We start from the raw sequence: 3762 nt of genomic DNA on the forward strand, positions 1-3762 counted from the left end.
AAGCTTCGCGCCTGAAGGCGCTCCTACAGGGATTCAAGCGGCCGGCCTTGCGCCGGCCGCGTGTTTTACGGCCCGGCGCGGCCGATGCCGTGCGGTTCGATCACCCCGGTGGCGATGCCGATGATCACCAGCACGACCATCCCGACCGACAGCCCGATGCGCCAGCTCAGCGAATTCACGGTGCGCTTGCTGCGGCCCTTGTCCACCATCATGTAGTACAGGCCGGCACCCAGGTTCCACAGGATGACGATGAAGAACGCGATGACGATCAGGGTCTTGAGTTCACTGCTCATGCAAGGGGCCAGTGGCGGGATCTGTCGCGCATTATCCGCCTCCCGGGCGCCGTGGTGGTGAAACGCCGCGTCCTGCTTGCTGTCTTCGGCCTGGGCCTGGCGCTGGGGTTTTCGGCGCTGGGTCACTGGCAGTGGGGCCGCGGGCTGGAAAAGCAGGCGATGCTCGAAGCCGCCGACACGGCGCGTTCGGAATCGCCCTGGCCGCTGTCGGCCGCCGGCACCGCGCAGGGCGTGAACCGCGCCGCCGGCGGTGGTCGTTTCCTGGATACGCCGCCGCTTTGGCTGGACAACCAGCGCCGCGGCCAGCGCGTCGGCGTGCGCCTTTACTGCGCCTTCCAGCCGCACAGCGGGCCGGCGCTGCTGGTCGACCTGGGCTGGCTGCCGCTGCCCGGCGACCGCAGGCTGCCGCGCGAGACCTGCCCGGCGGGCACCGCCGAGCTGTCCGGGCTGCTGGCCCCGCCGCCTGCGGTCGGCCTGCGCCTCGGCGGCGGGCTCGAGTCGCGCGACGGCGGCCAGCGCTGGCTGGCCCTGCACCTGGAGCCGGCCGGGGTTGCGCGGGCCTGGCAGCTGCCGGCGCTGGCGCCGCGCGTGCTGCGCCTGGACCCGGCGCTGCCGCTGGGCCATGAACGCGATCTTGAAGTGCTTGTCAATACGCTTCCCCCTGAAAAACACCGCGGCTACGCCATCCAGTGGTACGGCCTGGCCTTCGCCACCCTGGTGGTGACCCTCCTGCTGTGGTTACGGAAACGCCCATGACTTCGCACGACAACGCCACGCCCTCCAAGACCCGTTCGCGCCTTCAGCTGCTGCTGGTCGCGGCCTTTTTCCTCGGCAGCTTCGGCATCGCCGCGACGCTGTTCTTCGGCGGCTGGAAACCCAGCCAGACCCGCAACATCGGCGAGATGCTCGACCCCTATCCGGACCTGCGCGAGATCCCGTTGAAACGCGCCGACGGCAGCGACTGGCAATGGCAGCCGGCCGAACGCAACTGGCACGTCGTGTTCGTTGCGCCTGAAGGCTGCGGCGAACCCTGCACGCAGATGCTGGCCGCGCTGCAGCGCGTCTGGGTCTCGGAAGGCCGCCACGCCGAACGCCTGAAGGTGCTGTGGTTCGGCGAGCTGCCCGCCGGCGCCGCCGATTTCGCCGGCCTGGTGCCGATGCAACCCAGCCCGGCCCTGGCCGCGAAGCTGCCCGACACCGCGCGTCCCGATGCGCTGCCGGCCTATCTGGCCGATCCCAATGGTTACCTGGTCCTGCGCTACGCCCCGGGCTTCAATCCGTCCGGCATGCGCAAGGACCTCGGTCGTGTGTTGAAGTAGGCCCCTGATGAACGCTCCCTCCCGTCATTTCCATCGCCTGGCCTGGGCTGCCGTGCTGCTGGCCCTGGTGGTCATCGTGTTCGGTGGTTTCGTCCGCCTGTCCAACGCCGGCCTGAGCTGCCCGGACTGGCCCACCTGCTACGGCAAGGCCACTTGGCCGACCCAGGACCACGAGATCGCCGCGGCCAACGAAGGCTTCGAGCGCGCGGTCGAAGTTTCCAAGGCCTGGCGCGAACAGTTCCACCGCCACATCGCCGCGCTGCTGGGCCTGCTGGTGCTGACCCTGGCACTGCTGGCCGCGCGCAAGCGCAAGGGCGGGGTGGGCAGCGTGCTGGCGGCCTCGGCCCTGGTCGCGCTGTCGATCCCGGTGTACATGGGCGCGGGCATGGCGCCCAACCACGAGCTTTCGGTGGCGCTGTGGCTGGCCGGTGAACTGATCCTTCTGGTGCAGGCCCTGCGCTGGTCGAACGTCGACGCCGCGCGCCTGTCCACGCTGCTGCTGATGGTCATCGTCTTCCAGGCGGTGCTGGGCATGTGGACGGTCATCTGGCTGGTGAAGCCGGTGATCGTGATGGCGCACCTGATGGGCGGCCTGCTGACGCTGTCGCTGCTGACCTGGCTGGCCTGGAAAACCACGCCCTGGGGCGCCCTGGTCAGCGCCGAGGCACCGAAACTGCGGCGCCTGCTGTGGGTCGGCCTGGTGCTTCTGGTCGTGCAGATCGCGCTGGGCGGCTGGACCAGCGCCAACTACGCCGCGCTCGCCTGCGGCACCGACTACCCGACCTGCCTGGGCCAGTGGTGGCCCGAGCAGGACTACCGCGAAGGTTTCATCCTCTGGCGCGGCATCGGCGTGGACTACGAAGGCGGCGTGCTCGACGGCCCGGCGCGCGTGGCGATCCAGATGGCGCACCGGCTGATGGCGATCCTGGTGTTCGGCCACCTGCTGATGGTCGCGGTCAAGCTGCTGCGCTCGACCGGCCTGCGTTATTCCGGCGGCCTGCTGCTGGTGCTGCTGTGCGCGCAGGTCGCCTTGGGCATCAGCAACGTCGTGCTTGGCCTGCCGCTGTGGGTGGCGGTGGCGCACAACGCCGGCGCGGCCCTGCTGCTGTTCACCGTGGTGGGCCTGCTGGCGCGTCTGCGGGCACCGGAATGAGCCTGCCGCTGGCCGCCTACTGGGAGCTGACCAAGCCGCGTGTGGTGGCGCTGATCGTGTTCACCGCGATCATCGGCATGTTCCTGGCGATCGAGCCCGGCGAGGCCCTGCCCTGGGAGCGCATCGTGCTGGGCGCGGTCGGCATCTGGCTGGCAGCGTCCTCGGCGGCGGCGATCAACCACCTGCTCGACCAGCGCATCGACGTGCTGATGGCGCGCACCCAGCATCGTCCGCTGGCCACCGGCTCGCTGCGGCCGGCGCAGGTGCTGGGCTTCGCGCTGGTGCTCGGCGCGCTGTCGATGGCGATCCTGGCCTGGCGCGTGAACGTGTTCACCGCGGCGCTCACCTTCGCCTCGCTGATCGGCTACGCGATCGTCTACACCGGCTACCTCAAGCGCGCGACGCCGCAGAACATCGTCATCGGCGGCCTTGCGGGCGCGGCGCCGCCGGCGCTGGGCTGGGCGGCGGTGAAGGGCTGGCCGGCGGGCGTGTCGTTCTGGGGCCTGGCCGGCGCGCCGCTGCACTACGACCACGCGCTGCTGCTGGTGCTGATCATCTACGTCTGGACGCCGCCGCACTTCTGGGCGCTGGCGATCTTCCGCCGCGACGACTACGCCAAGGCGCTGATCCCGATGTTGCCGGTGGTCTACGGCGTCACCTACACGCGCTGGCAGATCCTGTTCTACACCGTGCTGCTGGTGGTGGTGACGGTGCTGCCCTATGTCACTGGCATGAGCGGCGTGTTCTACCTGGGCGGCGCGCTGGTGCTGGGCCTGGTGTTCCTGTGGTACGCGATCCGCCTGCTGGACCCGCCCTCGGAGCTGTACGCGATGAAGGTATTCGGCTACTCCATCGTCTACCTGATGGCGCTGTTCGCCTTCCTGCTGGCCGACCACTGGCTGCTGCGCGATCCGGTGGCGGCGACCGCGGTCCAGACCCTCGAGTTCGTGCCGCAATAGGCGCCCGAATAGGGGACGGGTGCGGAAAAACCGGGGTC

The 3762-nt window shown here is 69.7% G+C and carries 5 protein-coding genes; 4 read left to right on the top strand and 1 reads right to left on the bottom strand.

Annotation, left to right across the window (positions count from 1 at the left end; all coding sequences use genetic code 11):
• Nucleotides 1-65 precede the first annotated feature (65 nt).
• Complete coding sequence (locus ACE3TE_RS12950) at nucleotides 66-293, bottom strand: twin transmembrane helix small protein (RefSeq protein WP_374605606.1); 228 nt, start codon at nucleotides 291-293, stop codon at nucleotides 66-68.
• A 57-nt stretch (nucleotides 294-350) separates the two neighbouring features.
• On the opposite strand from ACE3TE_RS12950, the gene ACE3TE_RS12955 reads away from it, so the two are divergent.
• From ACE3TE_RS12955 to cyoE, 4 genes are read left to right on the top strand one after another with little or no spacing between them, the layout of a single operon-like run.
• Entirely contained in the window at nucleotides 351-1049 is a 699-nt protein-coding gene (locus ACE3TE_RS12955) for an SURF1 family protein (protein WP_374605608.1), read from the top strand.
• The gene (locus ACE3TE_RS12960) at nucleotides 1046-1612 is read left to right on the top strand and encodes a hypothetical protein (protein WP_374605610.1); all 567 of its coding nucleotides are present in this window, start codon (nucleotides 1046-1048) and stop codon (nucleotides 1610-1612) included. The genes ACE3TE_RS12955 and ACE3TE_RS12960 overlap by 4 nt, the downstream gene beginning before the upstream one ends.
• Before the next feature lie 7 nt (nucleotides 1613-1619).
• Complete coding sequence (locus ACE3TE_RS12965) at nucleotides 1620-2765, top strand: heme A synthase (RefSeq protein ID WP_374605612.1); 1146 nt, start codon at nucleotides 1620-1622, stop codon at nucleotides 2763-2765.
• Complete coding sequence (gene cyoE, locus ACE3TE_RS12970; RefSeq protein WP_374605614.1) at nucleotides 2762-3724, top strand: heme o synthase; 963 nt, start codon at nucleotides 2762-2764, stop codon at nucleotides 3722-3724. Before ACE3TE_RS12965 ends, cyoE begins: the two co-directional genes overlap by 4 nt.
• Nucleotides 3725-3762 lie beyond the last annotated feature (38 nt).

The sequence above is a fragment of the Arenimonas sp. genome (assembly GCF_041919775.1).
In the GTDB taxonomy this organism is placed as follows: Bacteria; Pseudomonadota; Gammaproteobacteria; order Xanthomonadales; family Xanthomonadaceae; genus Arenimonas.